The sequence below is a fragment of the Micromonospora avicenniae genome (assembly GCF_900156065.1).
GTDB lineage: Bacteria > Actinomycetota > Actinomycetes > Mycobacteriales > Micromonosporaceae > Micromonospora > Micromonospora avicenniae.
In genome coordinates this window covers 287,306-309,437 of record NZ_FTNF01000006.1, presented here as the reverse complement: position 1 = coordinate 309,437, position 22,132 = coordinate 287,306, and the positions used below count along the sequence as shown (strand labels likewise).

The window sequence follows — 22,132 nt, the reverse complement described above, 5'->3', positions numbered from 1 at the left end:
CCAGCCGCGCTGTACGTCCGCTGAGAGCCTCAATCTTCCCCGCTGACCTGCTCGTGAGCCGCCTGCTGGGAGGTCTCCCGCTCGGCGGTCTCCGGCTCGTGGGCCTTCTCGTCGGTGTCCTCGTCGCCGGCTTCGCGGGCCTCCTCGTCGCCGGCCTCCTCGTCGAGCAGGTCGGCCGGGTCGACCGAGAACGCGAAGGGCTGCCGCATCTGGAAGGTGCCGCCGGCCGCGGCAGCGGCCACCGGCCGGTACTCCCCCTCGGTCAACTCGAAGAGCGCCATCGAGGGAACCCGGTTGCGCAGGTCGACGCGGAGGAAGAAGGGCACTCCGGCGGCGGCGTACTCGCGCGGGCGGTCGATCACGTCCTTGCGCCGACTGCCGGGTGAGACGATCTCCCCGAGCAGCAGAGCACGGTCGACCGTCATCGTTGTCCGACCGCCACCGGGCGCGTCGAGCACGGCGATGTCCGGAATGAAGAGGTCGTCACCCGAAACGATGTTGACCTCGTGATAGAGCCAGAATCCCGCTCGCCGAGCCGCCCGCTTCAGCAGGTAGGCGAGGTCCAGCTCGACGTTCTGATGGTCGTATCCGGCGTGTGGGGTCACGATCACGCTTCCGCTCAGGACCTCAACCTTGGGGCCGTTGGTCTCCGGCAACAGGTCGAGGGCGAGCTGAGCGGTCCACGGCTCGTCGTGCCACCGCAGCACGTCGAACGACGGCTCGGTGGACTCGGACGCCGGCTCGGGCGCGAAAGCGGCCTGGGCCATCCGGCTCACCCCCTCGGTGGACGTCATCGTGAGCCCCAGACTAGTGCCGCCGACCCTCCGACAGCAGGTCGCACAGGGTGTCCGGCCAGGGCAGTTCGCGCTCGCACGATCCGCCCACCCACCTGCCGCCCGCCGCACGCCGCACGCCGCACGCGACTCTGTCATCAAGTGGCCGGGCATCGACAGCCGCGAACGGCGTGTCGTGGGGTTCGGGTCTCCGGGACACCACGACACACCGAAGTTAGGTCGGACAACCTGGGGCCGTTCCGGCGACACAAGAACCACGACGGGGCCCCGCGCCGTCAGACCGTGATCGCGGCGTCCGCCGGAAGGAGGTCACGTCCTTTGAGGAGGCCGGCGAGGGTGTCGCGGTCGGCCGGAGTCAACCCGGCGATCGGGACCGGAATGACCTGCTGCCGGTTGACCTTCAGCAGCAGTTGGCCGGGGATCGGCTCGACCGACTCCAGCGCCTCCCAGCGGATCAGGCTCACCATCAGTGCCGAATCCATCCGCACGCCCTCGGCGGAGAACTGCCAGGCGATCGGTATGCCGTACAACTTCCAGCTCGCCCGGACCCCGCTGCGCACCAGCAAGGACGGCAGCGCCCAGATGATGATCGCTCCCACCAGCCACCCCACTGCCACCACCGGCTCGTCGCCGAGGAACAGGGTGACCGCGGCCGGCAGGAGCAGGATGAAGCCGCAGGCCGTGAAGAGGCGAAGGGCCCAGCGCATCGTGCGGCGCAGCGCCTCCGCCAGCAGACGTCGGTCCGGCTGCGTCTCGAAGCTGATCATCACAGCGGCCGACGATACGGCGTCTTCGTCCTCGCCACCGTCCTGCTGGCTCGTGCATGAATTCGTGAGCGACCACCGCCGCGCGATGACCTCGGCCGGTCCCGCACCGGAGCGCCGGGTCGACGGGCCGGAGAAGCGCCCGCTGACCTCATCGACAAGGGCCGCTATCCGGTGAACGCGGAGCGGCGGCTCTCCTCGCCTGCCGGAGCGTCGGATTCCCGCAGGCCGTAACGGCGGTAGACCCGGCCCAGCGGGCCCGGGGCCCACCAGTTCCACCGGCCGAGCAGCCGCATGGTGGCCGGCACCAGCAGCGCCCGGACCAGCGTCGCGTCGACCACGATCGCCACGATCATGCCGACCCCGATCAGCTTGATGTACGCCATGCTGCCGCTCGCGAAGCCGGCCACCACGACGATCAGCAGAAGCGCGGCAGCGGTGATGATGCGTCCGGTTCGCTGGAGTCCCGCGGCCACCGAGGCCGTGTTGTCGCCGGTGCGATCCCACTCCTCGCGCACCCGGGAGAGCAGGAACACCTCGTAGTCGGTGGCGAGCCCGAAGAGCACGGCCAGCATGAGGATCGGGTTGCTCGGTTCGATGAAGCCGGTCGGCGTGAACCCGAGCAGGTCGGCGAGGTGACCGTCCTGGAAGATCCAGACCACGACGCCGAACGACGCGCCGATCGAGAGCAGGTTCATCAGCACCGCCTTGACCGGCAGCACCACCGAGCCGAATGCGAGGAAGAGCAGCAGCAACGTCGCGCCGGCCATCATCAGCGCCATCCACGGCAACCGGGCGCCGAGACTGTCCAGCAGGTCGCGGTCCGCGGCGGGTCGACCGCCGACCAGCGTCTCCGCCCCCGCCGGGGCGGGCAGGTCGCGCAGCGCCCGCACCAGGTCCTGGCCGGCGTCGCCCGTCGGCTCGCCGGGGTAGGTGACGGTGAGCAACGTGGACTCGCCCCGGCTGGCCGCGATGCTCACCCCGGTCACGCCGGGCACCCGGGCGACGCGGTCGGCGTACGGGCGGACCGCGTCGGTGGGCACGCCGGAGACGAGCACCTCGACCGGGGCCACCGTGCCGCCGGGAAACTCCGCGGCTATCCGCTCGGAGACCACCCGAGGCTCGGCGCCCGCCGGCAGCACCCGTTCGTCGAAGCCGCCGAACGTGATCCGGAGGAACGGCGTGGCCAGCAGTACCAGCAGAACCGCGACCCCGACCAGGTAGCGCACCGGACGGCGCATCACGCTGCGCGCGATCCGGGCCCAGGCGCCGGTCACCGCGTCCGCCGCCGGCCGCTCACCCGCCGTCCGCCGCCGCCACCTCGGCGGTACGCGCACCGCGTCGATCCGTGGGCCGAGCACCGCCAGCAGGGCCGGCAGCACGGTCAGCGCCGCCAGCATGGCGACCAGCACCGCGGCCATCCCACCGAGGCCCATGGACCGCAGGAACGACTGCGGAAAGATCAGCAGGCTGGCCATGGCGAGCGCGATGGTGAGACCGGAGACGAGCACGGTACGGCCGGCGGTGGCCATGGTCCGCCGCACCGCCTCGGACGTCGAGTGCCCGGCGGCCAGTTCCTCGCGGAACCGGCTCACCATGAAGAGCGCGTAGTCGACCGCCATCCCGAGGCCGATCAGCGTGATCACGTTGATCGCGAAGATCGACACCTCGGTGAAGAGGTTGACCACCCGGACCGCGATGAAGCCGCCGAGGATCGCCAGCCCGCCGATCAGCAACGGTGTGGTCGCGGCGACCAGCCCGCCGAAGATCAGCACCAGCAGGACCAGCAGGATCGGCATGGACAGCAGCTCGGCGCGGGTGATGTCCTCGGTCGTGCGGGTGTTCGCCTCCTCCAGGAACGGCACGTTCCCGCCGGTCTGCGTACGCACCCCGGGAGTCTCCAGCGCCGCACGCAGCCCCCGGTACGCGGCCGACTTGCCGTCCTCGTCGTCCGCCCGGAGCTGAACGAGCGCGTACGTGGCCCGCCGGTCGGCGGCCAGCAGCGCGGGCGCGCCGGTGTCGTACCAGGTGGTGACCCGGCTGACCTCCGGCCGCTCGCGTAGCCGGGCCACTGTCGCGGTGACCGGGTCATGGAACGCCGGCTGGTCGGCCGTGGTGGTGTCGCTGGACCAGAGAACGATCACGTCGGCGCCCTGTGGCCCCAGTTCGTCGACGATCCGCTCGTACGCTCGGCTGGATTCGCTCGCCGGGTCCTCGAATCCCCCGCCGGTGAGCTGCCCGAAGACCGCGGTGCCCCAGGTCGCGCCCACTGCCGCCAGCAGCACCGCCGCGGCGAGCACCACCCAGCGCCCCCGTACCACTGCCCGTCCCCACCACCCGAACACCCCGCGCCTCCCTCCAGACCACCCCAGCATCGTCCCGCACTCCCCCTCCGCCCCGTCGATCGTGGAGTTATCGCTCAGGAAAGCGCTCCCAGTAGGCGATAACTTCATGATCACGACCCCGGAAGGGGGCGGGAGAGCGGGTGGGGAGCGGGGGTGGGGGCTAGGGTGCGGGGGCATGAGGAGTGAGCTTCCCGGGCGGGCCGACGTGGTGATCGTCGGCGCCGGCCACAACGGTCTCGTGTCCGCCGTGCTGCTGGCCCGCGCCGGGCTGGACGTGCTGGTCCTGGAGGCGTCGGACGTCATCGGCGGGGCCGCCCGGACGGAGAACCCGTTCCCGAAGGTGCCCGGACTGCGCCACTCGACCGGCTCGTACCTGCTCGGGCTGATGCCGCCGGAACTGCTCGCCACGCTCGACGTGCACATCCCGGTGTTGCGTCGCGACCCGCACTACTTCCTGCCCACCCCGGGCGGCCTCGGCTCGCCGTACCTGCTCTTCGGCAGCGACACCGCGGCCACCCGCGCCCAGCTCACCGAGCACTTCTCCGCGGCCGACGTGGCCGCCGACGACGCCCTTCAGGCGGAACTCGCCGCGCTCCGGGAGGACCTGGCGCCGGCGTGGCTCGCCGAGCCGCTACCGGTCGAGGAGACCGCCGAGCGGTACGTCCGTCCCGCCCTGCGGCAGGTCTTCGTCGACCTCGTACGCGGCTCGGTCGCCGACTACCTCGCCCGCTTCGACTTCCGCTCCGAGCTGCTGGTCAGCATGTACGCGGTCACCGACGGCCTCTCCGGGCTGAACGCCGGCCCGGACGATCCCGGCACCGGGCACAACTTCCTGGTGCACAACATGTGCAGACTCCCGGGGTCCGGCGGCACCTGGATGATCGCCGAGGGCGGCATGGGCACCGTCTCGCGTACCTTCGCCGACGCGGCCCGGGCCGCCGGGGCGCGGATCCTGACCGACACGCCGGTCCACGCGATCACACTCGACGGCGGCGCCGCCAGCGGAGTCGTCCTCGCCGACGGCCGGGAGGTGGCGGCCCGGGTCGTGCTCGGCGCCTGCGACCCGTACCGGCTGATGGACCTGCTCCCCGACGGCGCGCTCCCGGCGTCGCTCGGCGAGCGGATGGCGGCGGTCCGGCGCACCGGGAGCACCCTCAAGCTGAACCTGGCGTTGACCGGGCTGCCGCGCTTCTCCTGCCTGCCTGCGGACGCGCCCAGCCCGTTCGGCTCGACGATCCACCTGCTGCCCGGCTCGGCCTCACTGGTCGGCGGGGGCGGCGAGCCGCCGATGGCGGCGCTGCGCGCCATGTGGGACGACGTACGGGCGGGGCGGCTACCGGCGGAGCCGACCATCGAGTGGTACCTGCACACGACCGTCGACCCGTCGCTCTCCGATGCCGGCGGGCACCACTCGTCGGCGCTCTTCGTCCAGTCGGTGCCGTACGAACTGGCGGGCACGACGTGGGAGGCGGCGCTGCCCGGCTACGTCGACCGCCTGGTGGAGATCTGCGAGCGGTACGCGCCCGGCACCGGCGACCTGATCGCGGACGCCGTGCCGCTGCCTCCGCCCGGCATCGAGGAGCACTTCGGCATCACCGGTGGTCACATCCACCACGTGGACAACACTGTCTCGTTCACCGACCGGATGCCCTACGCGACAGGGGTCGACGGCGTCTACGCGGGCAGCGCCGGCTGCCACCCGGCCGGCAGCGTGATCGGCGCAGCCGGCCACAACGCCGCCCGCCGCATCCTGCAGGACCTCACCCCCTAACCACCACCCACCCGCCCACCCGCGCCCACCCGCCGCGCACCCGCGTGATCATGAAGTTGTTGCTCTCCGTCACGGCGTGCCGCGACAATTAGCTTCATGATCAACGCCGGGGACCCCGACGCCGGGCGGCCGGTCGACGCCAGGGGTTTCCGACGTGGCAGGGCCGGTCGGGGTGGTCAGCGGGCGTAGGAGGGCAGGTCGCCGGGGCCGCGGATCAGGTAGAGACCGACCAGCAGGAAATAGAGGCTGAGGCTCAGGATCGGGTTGACGAAGACGAAGGCGAACGCGACCACGTAGAGCAGCGGCCCGAGCAGGAACCGGCGCGCCACCGCCCGGGCGAGCCGGGGATCCAGGTCGGTGTGCAGCAATCCCCGGCGGCGGGCCCACCACCAGCTCAGGTTGAAGAAGAGGGCCTCACCGAGGACCGCGCCGACGTAGAGCCCGGCGCTGAGCCGCTGGTCGGCGGGGCTCCCGCGCAGGTGGTCCGCGAGCAGGTCGGCGGCGAACGGGATGGCCGCCACGAAGAGCAGCAGCGACAGGTTGAACACGAGCAGCACCTGGTCCACCCGGACCACGTACCGCCACATGTTGTGGTGGGTGAGCCAGACCTGACCGACGATCGCGAAGGTGATCACGTACGCGAGGTAGGCCGGCCACTCGTGCCGGAGCGCGCCGACCAGGCCCGACCCGTCGGTGCGGGCCGGGCCGAGCTGGAGCAGGTCGACAGCCATCAGCGTCAGCACGATCGCGATGACCGCGTCGCTGAACGCCTCCACCCGGGAAGCGTCCCGGGCCATCTCACGGTCCCGTCCGTACCGGTACCGCGACTCGTCGTCCCCCTCGGTCACGCCCCGCTCCCGCCGGTCATGGAATCGTGGGACCCACTACGGGCGCACCACAGCTCCATGATCGGTGCCGGCGGGGCGGGGCGGGAGCGGAATCAGCTGGCGGCTTCGGGGGTCGGGGCGGCGTCGGCGCGGTGCGCCCGGATCTTGTGGCCGACGCTGGTCAGGCAACGGCCGCTGGCCAGGTCGAACCGCCAGCCGTGCAGCTGGCAGGTGAGCTGGTCCCCCTCGACGATGCCGAACCGGCTCAGGTCGGCCTTCAGGTGTGGGCAGCGTCGCTGCACGACCCAGTCGCCGAGGGTGATGTCCTCCGCGTCGACGGCCCGCTCGTGCTCGTCGTACCAGCCCTCGGCGTACTGCAGCCGCTCCTCGGAGAGGCACTTGAAGAACGCGTAGACGAACTCGTTGTACTGGCCGATCCGGGCCGCCGAGAACCGGCAGGACAGGAAGAGCGAGTTGACCCAGTCCACCTCGTCGATGAACAGCAGGTGCTCGATCAGCGCCCGCTCGGTACGGAACCGGTAGCGGACCTTCTCGTCCGCGTACGGCCGGACCTCCTTGCCCGGGAAGTCCACCACGATGGATTCGACGCTCTCGCCGTCGTAGCCGACCAGGTCGAAGCGGACCGGACCGCCGACCCCCTTGGCCAGGTAGATGGACTCGTCCAGCAACGGCTCGATGCGACGCTTCATCTCACCGAGCACGTCGACCTCGGGGTGCCGCCAGGACGCCTTCTCCGCCTCGATGATCGGACGCTTGCGCTCCCGCATCTCCTCCAAGTGGGCGACCTTGTTCGCGAAGAACTCCTCGACCGGCACCGGGTGGGTCGTGGTCGCGCCCTCGGTGGTGACCTCGGCGACGCTGCCCGGCAGCAGCACGATGCCGTTGGTGCCGCCGACCTTGGCGTACTCGGACAGAAACACCGACTGGTCGGGGAAGATGTTCCCCTCGTCACCGAAGATGTCGTTGAACTGCCACAGCTCGTCGTCGAGGAAGCACGGCGGGCCGGCGATCGGGAAGACGTGGTCGGCCTTCAGATCGTCGATGTAGCGCCAGGTGCGGTCGAACTGCCGGTCCCGCTTCTGCTTGCCGAACGCGGTCTTGGCCGCCTGGGGCAGCTCGTAGACCATCGGGTACCAGATCGCGCCGCTGAACTGGAGCAGGTGCGCGTGCACGTGACCCAGCTTCGCGAAGACGCTCAGGTCGGTGGGGCGGGCGTCGTTCTGGTTGAGCAGCCGCACCCCGTCGTACTCGACCCAGAGGGAGGAGTCACCGATCGGACCGTCGGTCGGGCTGGTCAACGCCTGGATCATGATCTTCAGGCCGCCGGGCAGCTCGACGACCTGCTCGTTCGGCGCCTTGATGAACTTGGTGAAGCCCAGCGCCCGGAACTCGTCCTCCATCTCCGAGGTGGGGAACTCGGGCAGCAGCACCGTCGCGTCCTTCGAGACGAAGTCACGCAGGTGCTTGGCGTCGAAGTGGTCCCGATGCAGGTGGGAGACGTACAGGTAGTCGACCTGGCCGAGGGTCTCCCAGTCGAGCTGCGAGTTGTCGGGGAACGGGAACCAGGAGGCGAAGTAGGCCGGATTGACCCACGGGTCGCACAGGATGCTGCCCGCGGCCGTGTCGATCCGCATGCTGGCGTGCCCGGTACCGGTCACTCGCACCGCAGTTTCCCCCTCAAAAAGACGTATCAAGGTGTACGCCAAACGCTACCGGAGTGACTGCGGCCCCCGGTCCGCGACGCCGGTAGTGCCGTCCCGCCCGCCGGCTGGACGCTCCGGTCGCTCTCGGCCGGCCGCCGGTCGTCGGCTTCCCCGCCTCGTACACAGCCCTGGGTGGCGTCCGATCGCCCGCACGGGTCACGCGTGCCCCCGTTCAGGTCGGACCCTGCGCCGAGGCCGGTACGGGGCGTGCCAGACTAACCGGAGATCCGATCGCGAGGGAAGGACCGACAGTGGCAGGAAGCGAGCCGGTAACCGCGCCAGATCAGCACAAGCCCGGACACCGCAAGTCCGCACGGATCGGGGCGGTGCTGTCGGCGGCGGTGTTGGTGATCATGGCGTTCTGCGGCAACCACGAAGGCAAGGTCGAGGACATCTGGCTGATCGGCCTGGCCGCACTGCTTCTGGTCATCGTCATCGGCGACGCCGCGTTGCGTCGTGCCGGCCTGCGGTCCTGATCCGGCGGCGGGTCCACCCGGTGTGACCACGCGCGAGGGCCCGCCCTTCCCGATCGGGTAGGGCGGGCCCTCGTCGTGCGCGGCGTGGCCGTCCGAGCCACCTGCAGCTCGGCGTCAGCGGCCGAAGAGGATGTCCTGCACGTCCTTGAGCGCGGCGTCGACCTCCGCCTCGAAGTAGCCGCCGGGCACGAGGCCGAAGCGCAGAGTGTCCAGGTCCTTCGGGTTCACCGGCATCGGATTGCGGCCGGCCATCCCGCCGAGCAGGCTCTCGAAGAACCGGTCGACCTGGTCCGGGTCGTACCCGCTGCCGAAGCGGCGCACCTGGAAACTGCGCCGGATCTGGTCGACCCGGTAGAGGTCACTCCCGGGCGGACCGGCCATCGGCGGACCACCGACCGGGGGGCCGGCCATGGGGGGCGGACCGGGCACGGCCGGCGGGCCACCCATCGGTGCCCCACCGAAGCCCTGCTGGGGCATCGGCGGCGGGCCGGCCGGGCCACGACGCATATCACGGGGATCCCGCTCGGGCATCATCTCGCGCGGGTCCCGCTCGGGCATCCGGATCTCGGCGGTCATGTCGGGGCGGGCGCGTCGGCCGGCCTCGAAGCCGTCGAAGCGTGGCTCCTCCGGGCCGTACCCGCTCGGAGCAGAGGGCAGGCCGCGCTGTGGAAGGGGCGCCCCGCCCGGGCCGCCAGGGCCCATCGGCATGCCGGGGCCGGGACCGGCCGGTGGGCGCGGGCCGTCGTAGCCGCCGCGTGGGCCGTCGTACCCGCCGGAGAAGGCGCCGGTCGGCTCGTCGTAGCGGCCGTATCGATCGGTGGGCGGGCCGGCCTGCGCGGGCATCGGCCGAGGTGGCAGTGGCGGCTGCGGGACCGGAGGCATACCCCGCTCGTCGCGCATCGGCGGACCCATCCGATCCGGGGGACCGAGTCGGTCGGGCGGGCCCATCCGGTCCGGCGGGCCCATCCGGTCCGGCGGGCCCATCCGATCCGGCGGACCCATCCGGTCCGGCGGACCCATCCGATCCGGCGGACCCATCCGATCCGGCGGGCCCATCCGATCCGGCGGACCCATCCGATCCGGCGGACCCATCCGATCCGGCGGACCCATCCGATCCGGCGGGCCGAGCCGGTCAGGCTGACCAAGCCGGTCGCCCATGCCGGAGTCCCCGCCGCGCCCCGGTACGCCGCCGCGCTCCTCCAACTCGGCCAGCTGGCGCTCGACCCGGTCGAGGTGCAGGTCGACCTGCCACTCGTCGTAGCCATTGAAGCGGACCCGGAAGACGACGTCGTGGACCTCCTGGGAGGCCACGGGCGCGCCCACCGGCTGGCCGGCGAGCGTCGCCTCCACCCGGTCGAGGAAGGCGTCCACCTCGTCGACCTTGTATCCCCGGCGGACCGCCTTACGCCGGAAACGCTGACCCTGACTCGCCACTATGTCTCCTGGTTTCCTTCGCCCCGCCTGGTCACGCCGATGCCGCTGCGGCGCGGTCGATGTCGCTGTCCTCCGCGGCGGCGAGCTGCCCACACGCGCCGTCGATCTCGCGCCCTCGGGTGTCCCGCACCGTGGTGGACACCCCGGCGGCGCGCAGGCGACGAACGAACTCACGCTCGACCGGCTTCGGGCTCGCGTCCCAGCGACTGCCCGGCGTCGGGTTGAGCGGGATGAGATTCACATGGGCCAACTTGCCGGCCAGCAGCCGCCCGAGCAGGTCGGCACGCCACGGCTGGTCGTTCACGTCCTTGATCATTGCGTACTCGATCGACACGCGGCGTCCCGTCCGGGCGGCGTAGTCCCACGCTGCGTCCAGCACCTCGGCTACCTTCCAGCGCTGGTTGACCGGCACCAGTTCGTCGCGCAGATCATCATCGGGGGCGTGCAACGACAGCGCAAGGGTCACAGAGAGGTCTTCGCTGGCCAGTCGGCGGATCGCCGGCACCAGACCGACGGTGGAGACGGTGATGTGCCGCTGGGACAGGCCGAGCCCTTCCGGGGCCGGGGCAACCAGCCGGCGGATCGCCGCGACCACCCGGGAGTAGTTGGCCAGCGGCTCGCCCATGCCCATGAAGACCACGTGCGAGAGGCGGGCCGGGGACCCGGCCACGGCCCCGGAGGCGGCCACGCCGGCGAGGTAGACGGCCTGGTCGACGATCTCCGCCGTGGAGAGGTTGCGAGTCAGCCCCGCCTGGCCGGTGGCACAGAACGGGCAGGCCATGCCACAGCCGGCCTGGCTGGAGATGCAGACGGTCACCCGGTCCTGGTAGCCCATCAGCACGCTCTCCACGAGCGAGCCGTCGTGCAACCGCCACAACGCCTTACGGGTCGCGCCGTCGTCGCAGGTCAGCTCCCGAACCGAGGTGAGCAGCCGGGGCATCAGCCGGTCGGCCAGCCGTTCCCGGGTGGCGGCGGGCAGGTCGGTCATCAGCTGCGGGTCACGGACCAGCCGGCCGAAGTAGTGGTTGGAGATCTGCTTCGCGCGGAACGCCGGCTCGCCCAGCTCGGCGACGAGCGCCTGGCGGCCCGCCAGGTCGAGGTCGGCGAGGTGCTGCTGGGGCATGGCGGCGCGACGCGCGGACTTGTCGGGCGCGGCGGGGATCAGGGGCAGGCTCGTCATGGCTGGTCCAGTCTGTCACGCCGAACGGCGTACGCACCTGTCCGGAGGTGCCGAACCGACCCCGCCCCTCTGGTCAGGGCACCGACGGCGCGGCGACACACCCCGCCGTCGTCCCGGCGACGCACCCCGCCGACGCCCCGCGAACTCACCCGGCCACCGGCACCAGGACAGCCAGCAGCAGATACGCGACCGGCACCGCGAAGAGGATCGAGTCGAGCCGGTCCATCAGCCCGCCGTGCCCGGGCAGGAGGTTGCTCATGTCCTTCACTCCGAGATCCCGCTTGATCATCGACTCGGCGAGATCACCGAGGACCGCGGCGCAGGAGACGGCGACACCGAAGAGCGCGCCCCACCACGGGGCCACGTCGAACACCTGCCAGATGAGCAGCGCGCTGCCGAGCGCTGCGGCCGTCAGCGACCCACCGAAGCCCTCCCAGGACTTCTTCGGGCTCACCGACGGGGCCATCGGATGCTTACCGAGGAAGACGCCCGCGGCGTACCCGCCGGTGTCGGAGAGCACCACCGCGATCAGGGTGGCCAGGATCCGCCACGGACCGTCGTCGGGTGCCGCCGCGAGCAGTGCCGCGAACCCGCCGAGGAACGGCACGTAGACCGCGACCAGGGTGGCTGCGGTCAGATCACGCTGGTAGCCACGGGGCCCGTCGCCCAGCCGCCAGATCATCGCGCCGAGCACGGTGACCAGCAGGCCCAGGCTGAGCGCGTCCGGACCGGCGAACCAGGCCAGCCCCACGGTGAGCGCGCCGCCGGCGATCAGCGGCACCAGCGGCGGGTTCGCGCCGCTACGCCGTACCGCCCGGGCCAGTTCCCAGACGCCGACGCACACGGCGGCGACGATCACCGCCAGGAACGAGGGCTGGTAGAGGAAGAGCGTCAGCAGGATGACGGCGCCGAGCCCGAGACCGACGCCGATGGCGGCCGGCAGGTTCCGTCCGGCCCGGCCGGGCGTCTGCTGGGTGGCGGGACGCTCCGCGCTGGCCCGTCGCCTGCCCGGCCCACGCCGGCCCCGGGGCGGTTCCGGCTCGGGATCCGGGTCGGCCGCGATCTCCGCCCGGACCGGCTCGAGTTGCGCGGTCGGGAAGCCGGAGTCGTCGTCGTACCGGACGTGGCCGCCCGTGGGCGCGACGTCGTACCGTCCAGCCGGTTCGTCGGGATACCCGCGCTCGTCGGTGCGGCGCGGGTCGTCGTACCGCTCCCGGTACGGGTCGCGGCCACGCTCGTCGTACCGGTCCGGGTGCGGGTCGTCGCCGTACCGCTCGCGGTGCGGGTCGGGCCGGTACGGGTCGCCATCGCCGTACGGGTCGGGCCGACCCTGGTACGGGTCCCGCTCGCCGTTGCGCTGCGGTCCACCTCGGTGGGGGCGCGACGGGCCCGGGTGCCGCCCGTCGTCGTACGGGTCCGGCGGATACGGCGTGCCACGGTCGTCGTACGGGTCGGCGTGCGGCCGGGACCGGGTCCGCGGCTCGGCGTGCAGCTCCGAACCGGGGCCGGGGTTTCGCGCCCACCGCCCCGGATCGACCTCCGGATCAGGCCACGGGAGGGCCGCCGGCCGTTCCGGCCGGTCCCAGCCTCGGGGTTCAGCGCCGCCGTAGGGGTCGAGGTGGGACATCACGCACCGCGACGCGGCACGAGGACCACCACATGACGCAAGACCACAAGCATCCCCTACACACGTACGACTGTTCCTCCGGATTGACCGACCCGAAGGGCGGTCGATCCCCGGCGTTCACCGTCGGGTGGCCGGGAATCGTGCCGAGCCTACTGCACCGGCCGCCCGGGCACGGCGGACGAGGCGCGCGCCGACAAGGCGCCGCCGCCGGGCCGGCGGCCGCCACGGAAGGGCGGGATAGGCCTGCCGGCCCATCGGCGAGCCGCCACCGCAGCCGCCGATCCGACTCCTGCGGTGCCCGATCAGGTACTGACGCCACACACGGTCGCATGGTCCGCTGGCGCTGCGCCGGCTCCAGCCGGCGCGTCTCCACGGGGAAGGGAGCGCACGTGTACAAGGTCGGTCTGGCGGTGCTCACAGCGGCCGCCACCGTGCTGGCAGCCGGTTCGCCCGCCACCGCGGGCACGACACAGCCCAGGATCAGCATCGAGCACCGCGCCAGCGAGTTGTACCTGTTCCAGCCGCCGTTCCACGAAGAGACGTACCCGGCGACCGCCGTCACCGGCATCGCCCGAAACTGCCCCGACGGCGACTACCTACTGTCGGCTTCCCTGGTGCAGGACGGCCTGCCGACGCTCTGGGCCACCTCGGGGCGTGGTGCCGGCGAGGTTCGGTGCGACGGTGGCACGGCGACTCTCTCGATGGGCTTCACCCGGCTCGATCCGGTGCTGCGCCCCGGTCGGGCCACCGTCCGGTTCGCCCTGCGCGACGCGTACACCAGCGAGCAGTTGACCGAGACCACCAGGACCGTCCGGATCCCCTGCTGACGTACACGACGAGGCCCGTTCCCGACGTCGGGAACGGGCCTCGGATCACCTGCGGTGCCCGACGGGCGCAGCGATCACACCTCGAGCAGCTCGGTTTCCTTGTGCTTGACCAGTTCGTCGACGGTTGCCACGAAGCGCTGGGTGAGGTCGTCCAGCTCCTTCTCGGCGCGGCGGCCCTCGTCCTCGCCGGCCTCGCCGTCCTTGACGATCCGGTCCAGCTCCTCCTTGCCGCGGCGGCGCACGTTGCGGATCGCCACCTTGGCTTCCTCACCCTTGTGCCGGGCCACCTTGATCATGTCGCGGCGGCGCTCCTCGGTCATCTGCGGGAGCACGATGCGCAGCTGGTTGCCCTCGTTGTTCGGGTTCACACCGAGGTCCGAGTCGCGGATCGCCTTCTCCATGGCATTGATCTGCGAGTTGTCGTACGGCTTGATGATGGCCATGCGCGGCTCGGGGATCGCGACGGACGCCATCTGGGTCAGCGGCGTGGGCGTGCCGTAGTAGTCGATGATCACCTTGGAGAACATGGCCGGATTGGCCCGACCGGTCCGGATCGCGCCGAACTCCTCCTTCGCGTGCTCGATCGCACGCTCCATCTTCTCCTCGGCCTCGAGGAGGGTGTCGTCGATCACCGGTCTCCTCGCCTCCTTCTGTTGCTCGTGGTGGGCTCTGCTGTGTGTCGGAGGACCGCTGTCGTCGCCGGGGCGACCGCTCAGGCGGTGATCAAGGTGCCGATCTTGTCGCCACCGACGGCGCGCACGATGGTGTCCTCCCCCTGCGCGCCGAATACCAGCATCGGCAGGCCGTTCTCCATGCAGAGGCTGAACGCCGCCGCGTCCGCCACGCGAAGGTTGCGGCGCAGTACCTCGGAGAAGGTGATCGAGTCGAACTTGCTGGCGGTGGAGTCGATCCGCGGGTCGGCGGTGTAGACGCCGTCGACGCCGTTCTTGCTCATCAGGACCACGTCGGCGTGGATCTCCAGCGCACGCTGCGCGGCGACCGTGTCGGTGGAGAAGTACGGCATGCCGGCGCCGGCGCCGAAGATGACCACCCGCCCCTTCTCCAGGTGCCGGATGGCGCGCAGCGGGATGTACGGCTCGGCGACCTGGGCCATCGTGATGGCGCTCTGCACCCGGGTCTCGATCCCCTCCTTCTCCAGGAAGTCCTGGAGAGCGAGGCAGTTCATCACGGTGCCGAGCATGCCCATGTAGTCGGCGCGCGCCCGGTCCATGCCGCGCTTCTGCAGCTCGGCGCCGCGGAAGAAGTTGCCGCCACCTACCACCACCGAGACCTGTACGCCGCGACGGACCACCGTGGCGATCTGCCGCGCGATGGCCTGGACGACGTCCGGGTCGACACCGATCGCGCCACCACCGAAGACCTCGCCGGAGAGCTTGAGCACCACCCGACGAGCCCGGCCGGGCGGCGGGGCGGTGGGGTCTTCCACCGCCAGCGTCCGGTCATTCACAACCTGCGTCATCCGACCCGCCCTCTCCCACACCGGCGCGCCGTGCGCCGCGTACCGCGAAACTGCCGTTGCCGACCCTATGGGACGAGGAGGCCGCGGTGCCTGTCACGTACACCGGCGACCTCCTCGTCGACGTTCCCTACCCACGGGCGCCGAGGCGCCCGGTGGCGGCTCAGGCCTGGCCGACCTCGAACCGCACGAAGCGGGTGACCTCGATGCCGGCCTCGGCCAGCACCTGCTTCACCGACTTCTTGTTGTCGGTGACCGACGACTGCTCCAGCAGGACGAAGTCCTTGAAGAAGGAGTTCACCCGGCCCTCCACGATCTTCGGCAGGGCCGCCTCGGGCTTGTTCTCCTCGCGGGCGGTCTGCTCGGCGATGCGCCGCTCGGACTCGACGACCTCGGCCGGCACCTCGTCACGGGTCAGGTACTGCGGCCGCATCGCGGCGATCTGCATGGCCACGCCACGCGCGTCGGCGTCGCCGGCCTCGTCGGTCTTGCCGGCGTACTGCACCAGAACGCCGACCGCCGGGGGCAGGTCCTGCGCCTTGCGGTGCAGGTAGACGGCGGTGGTGCCGTCGAGCTTGGCGAACCGGTTGAGGACCAGCTTCTCGCCGATCTTGGCCGACTGCTCCTGGATCAGGTCGGCGACGGTCTTACCGTCCAGCTCGCTGGCGAGCAGCTCCTCGGCGTTGCTGACACCGGCCCGGACACCGTGCTCGACCAGCTGCTGGGCCAGCGTGATGAACGATTCGGTCTTGGCCACGAAGTCGGTCTCGCAGTTGAGCTCGAGCAGCGCCTGGCCGGAGTGCGCGATCAGACCGTTGGCGGCCGTGCGACCGGCCCGCTTGCCGACGTCCTTGGCGCCCTTGACGCGCAGGATCTCGACGGCCTTGTCGAAGTCGCCCTCGGCCTCGGTCAGCGCCTTCTTGCTGTCCATCATGCCGGCGCCGGTGAGGTCGCGGAGCTTCTTGACGTCCGCGGCGGTGAATTGGGACATGGCTCTCTCTTCGATGTTGAGACGACGTGTGGATGGTCGGAGGGGCCGATTACCCGGATCCGGGCCGAATGTGCCCGCCCGGGCTGCCGCTGCCCGCCGTCGGCACGGAACCGACGGCGAGGCAGCGACGTACGGTCACTCGGCGGCGGTGGCCGCCGCCGGCTGCTCCTGCTCGTCGGCCTTCTTCGGCTCCTCGAGCAGCTCGCGCTCCCACTCGGCCAGCGGCTCGTCGGAGGCGACACCCGGCTCGGGCTTCTCGTCGGTGCCACGGCGCCGGCCGGAGCGGGCGATCAGGCCGTCCGCGACGGCGGCGGCGACGACCTTGGTCAGCAGCTCGGCCGAGCGGATCGCGTCGTCGTTGCCCGGGATCGGGAAGTCGACCTCGTCCGGGTCGCAGTTGGTGTCGAGCACCGCGATCACCGGGATGCCCAGCTTGCGGGCCTCGTCGACGGCGATGTGCTCCTTCTTGGTGTCGACCACCCAGATCGCGGCCGGGAGCTTCTGCATGTCCCGCAGACCACCCAGGGTGCGGGTCAGCTTCTCCTTCTCGCGGGAGAGCTGCAGGGTCTCCTTCTTGGTGTAACCGGCGGCGGTGCCGCTCAGGTCACCGAGAGCCTCCAGCTCCTTCATCCGCTGCAGCCGCTTGTACACGGTCTGGAAGTTGGTCAGCATGCCACCGAGCCAGCGGTGGTTCACGTACGGCTGGCCGACCCGGGTCGCCTGCTCGGAGATCGCCTCCTGGGCCTGCTTCTTGGTGCCGACGAAGAGGATGCTGCCGCCCTCGGCGACGGTGCCGCGCACGAAGTCGTACGCCTTCTCGATGTAGTCGAGGGTCTGGCGCAGGTCGATGATGTAGATGCCGTTGCGCTCGGTGAAGATGAAGCGCTTCATCTTCGGGTTCCAGCGCCGGGTCTGGTGCCCGAAGTGGACACCGCTCTCGAGCAGCTGACGCATGGTCACGACGGCCATGTGGGTACTCCTTGTGTTCCCTGGTTGTCCCGCCCGGCCGGCGGCCGGGCGTCCTGGCACCCGGTCGGCGGCCATGGTGGGCCCGACCAAGATCGGGACCAGGGAGGCCGTCGCCCCACGACGAACCGTGGAGAGGGCACGCGAGGTCGACCGCGCGAGGCGGTCGCCAGTCGACCAGTGTACGCCCCCTGCCCGCTCCACAGCCCGCGGGTGCGCGCCGGAGCGCGCGGCTCCGGCGCGCGTGATCAGCCGGCCGCGAGCGCGGCCGCGACGAAGAGCACCAGGGCCACGGTCAGGTAGGCCGTCGGCGGTCGCAGCCAGCCCCGACTCCCCTCGGCCAGGGACAATCCACCGGTACGGAGCCCATACAACCCGATCGCGAAGATCGGCAGGCCTGCCACCAGGAAGGTCCCTGCCACCACGTTCCCGGCGGAGACCGGGTCTCCGGTCACCCCGTTAGCGAGCAACCGCAACGCCGGGGCCTCGAAGACCACGACCAGCAGCGCGAAGAAGATGGCCAGAACCGGACGGCGCGTCCGGTAGACCCCGTCGCCGGTCGGGCGCGCAGCGTCCGGCAGGCCACCCGACGGGTACGTCGGAGAGTCGGTCCGCGGCGCGACCGGCGGCATCACGCCCGTCGGCACGTCCAGCGGGTGCGGCGGCTCCGCGGCAGCGGTGCGGGTGCTGCTGGGTGATTCCGCCCGGTTGGGATCCACGATCGGATAGCCCCCCATTGGCGACGGCTGCACCGGGTCGGCGGCCTCGGCCGGGCCGGCGGTCACCCCCTCCCGCGCCACGTCCGAGCCCACGCTCTCGCGGGCCGCCCGACGCCCGATCAGCTCACCGGAGACCTCCACGCCGGCGGCCTCCCGCGCCGCCCGACGCCCGGGCAGCTCACCAGAAACCTCCACGCCGGCGGCCTCCCGCGCCGCCCGACGCCCGGGCAGCTCACCAGAAACCTCCACGCCGGCGGCCTCCCGCGCCGCCCGACGCCCGGGCAGCTCACCAGAAACCTCCACGCCGGCGGCCTCCCGCGCCGCCCGACGCCCGGGCAGCTCACCAGAAACCTCCACGCCGGCGGCCTCCCGCGCCGCCCGACGCCCGGGCAGCTCACCAGAGACGTCGGTGTCCGTATCGGCCCGCGCGGCACGGTCCGCCCGGCGGCCGACGGAATCCACCCGTTCGTCACCGCTCGCACCCATCGTGCCGAACGGCACCACCTCGTCCTCCGACCGCACGGCCCGACCCGGCTCGTCGTGCAGGCGCGAGTTGACGGGGAACCGGGCCGACTGGTCGTCCGCGCGCGTCGCCGCACCGAAACGTGCCGGATCGTCGTCCCCCCGCGAACCCACCGGCAGCCGCACCGGTTCGCCCGCGGCGCTGAACCGCTCCGGCTCGACAGCGCCACGTCGCCGCGGTTCCCGCTCGGTGACGCCGAACCCCGGGTCCGTCGCCCCGAACCGGGCGGGCTCGGCGTCCGCACCGAAGCGGGCCGGCTCGCGGTACGCGGCGCCGTCGCCGTACCGGGGCTCCTCGGCGGCACCGCGCTGCTCCGGTACGCGGACCTCCTCGTCCCGGTGGCGCTCGTCCGGGCCGGGCCACTCCGGCTCGTAGCCGCGGTCGCGCTCGTCGGCGTACCAGCGCAGTTCCTGATCGTCGGGAAAGCTCCGTCGTCCGTCCACGTCCGGCACCGTATGCGACCCGGTTCGAGCGCCGTCAGCCCACCCCGGCCCGACGATTTGCCGGCGGGCGCTCGCCGGTACATACCGCTCACCGTCGGTGGCAACGGCTCGACCGACGTTCGTCCGGATACCGGTGTCGTATCCGGACGAAGCGCCGACGCCGCCGGTCGTCGTCTGGGCGCGCCGCAGGCCGGCCAGAGACTTCGACACACGCCATAGCACGGGGACCGCTCGATCGTCTGGCTGTCCACAACGGCACGGTCGTCCACAGCCAGGCCCACGCGGGGTCGCCCGACCCGGTCCAGAGGCGGCATCGTCCCGGCCCATGACGACGCGGAACCAGGCGGTCGGCGCGTACGGCGAGCGGTGCGCCCTCCGGCACCTGATCGGAGCGGGACTACGCCCGGTCACCCGAAACTGGCGCTGCCCGGCCGGGGAGATCGACATCATTGCCTGGGACGGCCCGGTGCTCGCCTTCTGCGAGGTGAAGACCCGGCGGGGCGGCGCGTTCGGCAGCCCGGCGGAGGCGGTCGTACCGGCCAAGGCCCGTCGGCTGCGTGGCCTCGCCGCCCGCTGGCTGGCGCAGACCGGCACGACGGCCGACGAGATCCGCTTCGACGTGCTCTCGGTACGGCTCGCCGACGCAGGCCCGGCCCACGTCGAGCACCTGAAGGGCGCGTTCTGAGATGGACGGTCGTGCCGTACGCACGGGTGCTGGCCGGTGAGTTACGCGAAGGTGCTCTGCGTGGGGCTGGTCGGGATGGCCGGTCATCTCGTGGAGGTGGAGGCCGACCTGGCCGCCGGACTGCCGGCGGTGGTGATCTCCGGGCTACCGGACACCGCCCTGCACGAGGCCCGGGACCGGGTACGGGCGGCCGTGGTCAACTCGGGTCAGCGCTGGCCCAACCGACGCATCACGTTGAACCTGCTACCGGCCACCCTGCCGAAGTTCGGCTCGGCGTTCGACCTGGCGATCGCGGCGGCGCTGCTCGGCGGGTCGGGTGAGCTTCCGCTGCTCCCCCTGGAGCGGGTGGTGATCCTCGGCGAGCTGGGCCTGGACGGGACCGTCCGACCGGTACGCGGGGTGCTGCCGATGGTCGCCGCCGCGGCCCGGGCCGGGATCGAGCGGGTGATCGTTCCGGTGGGGAACGCGGCCGAGGCGGCCGTCATCCCCGGAGTGCGGGTACGCGCCGTCGACACGCTGCACCGGCTGGTCTCCTTCGTACGTGACGGGTCCCCGTTGATCGAGCCGCCCGTCGCCGACCAGCCGCCGGTCGGCGACGGGCCCGATCTGGCCGACGTGGCGGGGCAGCAGCTGGGCAGACGAGCCCTCGAGGTGGCCGCCGCCGGAGGGCACCACCTGGCGTTGCTCGGGCCGCCCGGCGCCGGCAAGACCATGCTCGCCGAGCGCCTTCCGTCGATCCTGCCCGAGCTGGACGACGACGCCGCGTTGGAGGTCACGGCGCTGCACTCCATCGCCGGGCTGCTCCCGCCCGGGGGTCGGCTGCTGCGCCGTCCACCGTTCCAGGCGCCGCACCACACCGCGACCGTTCCGGCAGTGCGCCGGTGGTGGGTGCCGGGCCCCCGGGCACCCTTGAGCCCCGGCGACGGGGGCCGGGGCTCAGGCGGGCGGGCGGGCTACCGGGGTCGGCCGTAGACCCTCCCCCGGTTCGGGGGCCGCAGGTTCTCGGTCCGGTTGTGGATGGCCGCCCGGACGGCTCCGAAGGCCACCCCCGGGGCTCGTTTCACCCGGTCGAGGTCCTCGACGACTCGGGCGACGATCGCCAGCCGACTTCGGGCATCGAACAGCTCGCGGCGGGCCAGCAGCAGCGACGATTCGAGGCCCTTCACTCGTTCGCGCAGCCAGGCCAGCTCGGTTTCAGGGTCCATCATTGCCTCCTGGGCTCGGTCGGGTCGGGTGGCACCCCCGCCCGCCGGGCCGAGCCTCCAGCAGGCGGGGGGCCTGTGATCCATCGGACACCCGCCGTTACCCCCTTGTCAATCTGTAAGTGACAACTGTAAACGGCGTGTCGTGCATACGTTCGGGGGTGTGAGGCGACCGCGCTTGTACGGACCGGGCGAATTGGCGGCCCTGTTCAACGTGTCGCGGCAACGGGTCCTCCAAATCACCCGCCGGCCCGGCTTCCCCGAACCGCTCGCCCGTCTGATCGGCATGAACGTCTGGGATGCAGACGAGGTTGACGAGTGGGCCCGGCACCACCGCCCACCCCGCCCGACGGATGGGGACGAGCAGGGCTGACGGATGGGCCCGTCCGGGCATCCCGGAGGCCCACGGAGACACGGGAGGGCCCGGGGGCGGATGTCCGCCCCCGGGCCCTCGTCCTGGCTCCCGTGAATCAGTCGGAGCCCTCGGCCGCCCCCTCGAAGTACCACGACAGGTCGGGCTGCACCCCGAGCGCGTCCCACACCGCAGCCGCGATTTCCTGTTCGACGTCGTCCATTTCGTCGTCGGTGCTGGCCGCCGCGTAAAGCTCGGGGTTCCGGGCGGCCAGCACGGACATCGCCAGCACTGCGATTTCAGCCTCGGTCACGGGGGCGAGGCCCTCCTCGGCCCAGTCGGCTGCCACCCCGAGCGCGTGCCGGATCTCCTGCGGGTCGATCGTGTTCATTTCAGTTCTCCTCCTGAATGGTGAACTTCCCGGCGGCTGCGGTCTTCGCTTCGCCGCTGCGGGTGGTGTAGCTGGCCGCCCCGGTGGCCGGGTCGATCGTCGCCCCGGCGTAAACGTGACGGCCGACCTTGATGGCGACCACCCGAGGCTGCGCCTTGGCCGCCTTCTTCTCGGCCCGCCGGGCGAGCTTGTCCAGTCGGCCTCGGATGCCGGACTCCACCTGGTGGCCGAACCCGAACAGCCGGGAGGCGGCCAGCGGGTCGCCCTCGCGGGTCTGGTCGTCCTCGGTCCAGCGGACCCGGTAACCGGCGACCCCGGCGCGGATGAGCAGGCTCTTCAACTTCGCGTCGTGGCCCTGGGCGAACCGTCGCGGGACGACCTTGGTGCAGCCGGTCGTCTCGGTGACCGTCTCGCCGTCCAGCACGGCGAACGACTGGCAGGCGCAGGGGCGGGGGGTGCCGGGCTTAGTCCGCTTGGCCATTTCATTCTCCCTGGGGTGTGGGTGATTGCCTCTAGGGAAAATCCCACCATGTGGGACGGTCGGCCCACAAGATCATCGATCACCCCGGGCGTGTTCATGCGGCCCCGATATAAGCCGAGGCCCGGCAGGAGCG

General features: G+C 71.7%; 20 protein-coding genes and 2 pseudogenes. 6 read left to right on the top strand and 16 right to left on the bottom strand.

Annotation, left to right across the window (positions count from 1 at the left end):
- Positions 1-29: 29 nt before the first annotated feature.
- The 3 genes from BXA10_RS12950 to BXA10_RS12940 form a co-directional block, all read right to left on the bottom strand.
- Positions 30-794 (bottom strand): Uma2 family endonuclease, encoded by a 765-nt coding sequence (locus BXA10_RS12950; protein ID WP_175649190.1) that lies wholly within the window; start codon positions 792-794, stop codon positions 30-32.
- 275 nt (positions 795-1,069) lie between these two features.
- Complete coding sequence (locus BXA10_RS12945) at positions 1,070-1,561, bottom strand: YcxB family protein (protein ID WP_076470552.1); 492 nt, start codon at positions 1,559-1,561, stop codon at positions 1,070-1,072.
- Positions 1,562-1,725: 164 nt separating this feature from the next.
- Positions 1,726-3,903 (bottom strand): MMPL family transporter, encoded by a 2,178-nt coding sequence (locus BXA10_RS12940; RefSeq protein ID WP_076470551.1) that lies wholly within the window; start codon positions 3,901-3,903, stop codon positions 1,726-1,728.
- 175 nt (positions 3,904-4,078) lie between these two features.
- Between BXA10_RS12940 and BXA10_RS12935 the strand changes: the two genes are divergently transcribed.
- On the top strand, positions 4,079-5,674 hold the full coding sequence (locus BXA10_RS12935; protein WP_076470550.1) for a phytoene desaturase family protein: 1,596 nt from the start codon (positions 4,079-4,081) through the stop codon (positions 5,672-5,674).
- A 176-nt stretch (positions 5,675-5,850) separates the two neighbouring features.
- On the opposite strand, the gene BXA10_RS12930 is transcribed toward BXA10_RS12935, so the two are convergent.
- Positions 5,851-6,471, bottom strand: coding sequence for a TMEM175 family protein (locus BXA10_RS12930; RefSeq protein WP_139337982.1), 621 nt, complete (start codon positions 6,469-6,471; stop codon positions 5,851-5,853).
- A gap of 143 nt (positions 6,472-6,614) precedes the next feature.
- Entirely contained in the window at positions 6,615-8,186 is a 1,572-nt protein-coding gene (locus tag BXA10_RS12925; protein WP_076470548.1) for a Rieske 2Fe-2S domain-containing protein, read from the bottom strand.
- 290 nt (positions 8,187-8,476) lie between these two features.
- Between BXA10_RS12925 and BXA10_RS12920 the strand changes: the two genes are divergently transcribed.
- Positions 8,477-8,701, top strand: coding sequence for a DUF2631 domain-containing protein (locus BXA10_RS12920; protein ID WP_076470547.1), 225 nt, complete (start codon positions 8,477-8,479; stop codon positions 8,699-8,701).
- Between the two features lie 114 nt (positions 8,702-8,815).
- Here BXA10_RS12920 and BXA10_RS12915 read toward each other — a convergent pair whose 3' ends face one another.
- The 3 genes from BXA10_RS12915 to BXA10_RS12905 form a co-directional block, all read right to left on the bottom strand.
- On the bottom strand, positions 8,816-10,135 hold the full coding sequence (locus tag BXA10_RS12915) for a DivIVA domain-containing protein (RefSeq protein ID WP_076470546.1): 1,320 nt from the start codon (positions 10,133-10,135) through the stop codon (positions 8,816-8,818).
- A 31-nt stretch (positions 10,136-10,166) separates the two neighbouring features.
- The gene (gene rlmN / locus BXA10_RS12910) at positions 10,167-11,315 is read right to left on the bottom strand and encodes a dual-specificity RNA methyltransferase RlmN (RefSeq protein WP_076470545.1); all 1,149 of its coding nucleotides are present in this window, start codon (positions 11,313-11,315) and stop codon (positions 10,167-10,169) included.
- Between the two features lie 145 nt (positions 11,316-11,460).
- Positions 11,461-12,942, bottom strand: coding sequence for a phosphatidate cytidylyltransferase (locus tag BXA10_RS12905; RefSeq protein WP_139337976.1), 1,482 nt, complete (start codon positions 12,940-12,942; stop codon positions 11,461-11,463).
- Between the two features lie 389 nt (positions 12,943-13,331).
- Here BXA10_RS12905 and BXA10_RS12900 point away from each other — a divergent pair, with 389 nt between their 5' ends.
- Positions 13,332-13,769 carry a hypothetical protein gene (locus BXA10_RS12900; protein WP_139337975.1) on the top strand — a complete coding sequence of 146 codons (438 nt, stop codon included), beginning with the start codon at positions 13,332-13,334 and terminating at the stop codon, positions 13,767-13,769.
- Positions 13,770-13,843: 74 nt separating this feature from the next.
- Here the strand turns inward: BXA10_RS12900 and frr are convergent, their stop codons facing one another.
- From frr to BXA10_RS32715, 5 genes and pseudogenes are all read right to left on the bottom strand, one after another.
- Complete coding sequence (frr, locus tag BXA10_RS12895) at positions 13,844-14,401, bottom strand: ribosome recycling factor (RefSeq protein WP_076470542.1); 558 nt, start codon at positions 14,399-14,401, stop codon at positions 13,844-13,846.
- 80 nt (positions 14,402-14,481) lie between these two features.
- Positions 14,482-15,249: a UMP kinase gene (gene pyrH / locus BXA10_RS12890; protein WP_076470541.1), complete on the bottom strand. Its 768-nt coding sequence runs from the start codon at positions 15,247-15,249 to the stop codon at positions 14,482-14,484.
- Positions 15,250-15,409: 160 nt separating this feature from the next.
- A complete protein-coding gene (tsf, locus tag BXA10_RS12885; RefSeq protein ID WP_076470540.1) occupies positions 15,410-16,237 on the bottom strand; it encodes a translation elongation factor Ts in 828 nt (275 codons plus the stop codon).
- Between the two features lie 135 nt (positions 16,238-16,372).
- Entirely contained in the window at positions 16,373-17,206 is an 834-nt protein-coding gene (gene rpsB, locus BXA10_RS12880) for a 30S ribosomal protein S2 (protein ID WP_076470539.1), read from the bottom strand.
- A 245-nt stretch (positions 17,207-17,451) separates the two neighbouring features.
- Positions 17,452-18,000: pseudogene (locus BXA10_RS32715) on the bottom strand (hypothetical protein); the annotation flags it as partial.
- A 1,213-nt stretch (positions 18,001-19,213) separates the two neighbouring features.
- Between BXA10_RS32715 and BXA10_RS12870 the strand changes: the two are divergent.
- The gene (locus BXA10_RS12870; RefSeq protein ID WP_076470537.1) at positions 19,214-19,573 is read left to right on the top strand and encodes a YraN family protein; all 360 of its coding nucleotides are present in this window, start codon (positions 19,214-19,216) and stop codon (positions 19,571-19,573) included.
- Positions 19,574-19,609: 36 nt separating this feature from the next.
- Positions 19,610-20,449, top strand: a pseudogene (locus BXA10_RS12865) (YifB family Mg chelatase-like AAA ATPase); the annotation flags it as partial.
- A 77-nt stretch (positions 20,450-20,526) separates the two neighbouring features.
- Here BXA10_RS12865 and BXA10_RS12860 read toward each other — a convergent pair.
- Positions 20,527-20,778, bottom strand: a complete 252-nt coding sequence (locus BXA10_RS12860; RefSeq protein WP_139337973.1) for a hypothetical protein — start codon at positions 20,776-20,778, stop codon at positions 20,527-20,529.
- 160 nt (positions 20,779-20,938) lie between these two features.
- Here BXA10_RS12860 and BXA10_RS12855 point away from each other — a divergent pair, with 160 nt between their 5' ends.
- The gene (locus tag BXA10_RS12855; RefSeq protein WP_076470592.1) at positions 20,939-21,148 is read left to right on the top strand and encodes a hypothetical protein; all 210 of its coding nucleotides are present in this window, start codon (positions 20,939-20,941) and stop codon (positions 21,146-21,148) included.
- A 97-nt stretch (positions 21,149-21,245) separates the two neighbouring features.
- Here the strand turns inward: BXA10_RS12855 and BXA10_RS12850 are convergent, their stop codons facing one another.
- Entirely contained in the window at positions 21,246-21,518 is a 273-nt protein-coding gene (locus BXA10_RS12850; RefSeq protein ID WP_076470535.1) for a hypothetical protein, read from the bottom strand.
- Position 21,519: 1 nt separating this feature from the next.
- Positions 21,520-21,999, bottom strand: coding sequence for a hypothetical protein (locus tag BXA10_RS12845; protein WP_139337972.1), 480 nt, complete (start codon positions 21,997-21,999; stop codon positions 21,520-21,522).
- Positions 22,000-22,132 lie beyond the last annotated feature (133 nt).